Source organism: Dellaglioa sp. CoH-55-MRSF-8, assembly GCF_056782195.1.
On sequence record NZ_JBXAYH010000027.1, the window covers coordinates 1 to 814 of the forward strand.

General features: G+C 50.5%; 1 protein-coding gene. It reads left to right on the forward strand.

Going from position 1 to position 814, the window contains the following annotated elements; genetic code table 11:
• Positions 1 to 786, forward strand: a 786-nt coding sequence (locus AC1RPW_RS07685) for a hypothetical protein (protein WP_481769394.1), incomplete at its 5' end; no start/stop codon positions are given.
• Positions 787 to 814: the final 28 nt, after the last annotated feature.

Here is an 814-nt window from a genome sequence, read left to right on the forward strand (position 1 = left end):
GTCGCCGGCCTAAGGGGAACTTCAAATGACGTTCTATCGCAGATCGCGGCAACGTGCGGCCTCCAATTCGATGGGGCTAGTACTTCGGATTCTCAACTGTGGCTACCACGCAATAAGACATATGCGGAGTTCGCACGCAGTATAGCAGATAGGGGCTATGCGACAGCCGCTTCATATATGGAGATGGCAGTAACCAGCACAGGCGTTCTGCGCTACAAGGACGTTATCACGCTGCCGCCGCCACAGCCCTCACAGCGCCTTGTGCTCGGTCAGTTTATGTCCGGAGTGTTTACCGCTATGGACTATAGGCCCATAGCCCGGTCCGGCATGAACAACAAGATGACTGGCTATCAGAATAGTAGGTATTCCCAATCGTTGATCACTGACGTTCCGAGCACCCAGATAAACACGCTCGAATTCAGACCTGATGCCAGCGCTCCGCTATATAACCTATCGGTTAAAGAGAAGGTGGTACGCGGATATCAGACATTCAGTGGTATAGACGTTGGTAATACACATGCCAACTATGAGCAGGCCCTGTATCAGAATCTTCGGTACGCAAACCTATACTCGCTGGACGTAGAATTTTTGGTTCAGAGTCCTACACAGTTCCAACCGCTCGATACTATGTCCTTCATAGTTGATCAGGAGTACAGCCTTACTGATAAGGCGTACGCAGGCACATATGCAGTAGTTGGGCGTGCCATTTACATAACCGGTGGCACCTATGCCGAAAAGATATTGGGCACCCGTGTTGGTACCGATAGTCAGTATACGCAGGGTTAATCATGGGATTCAAGACACAGAATGCTAG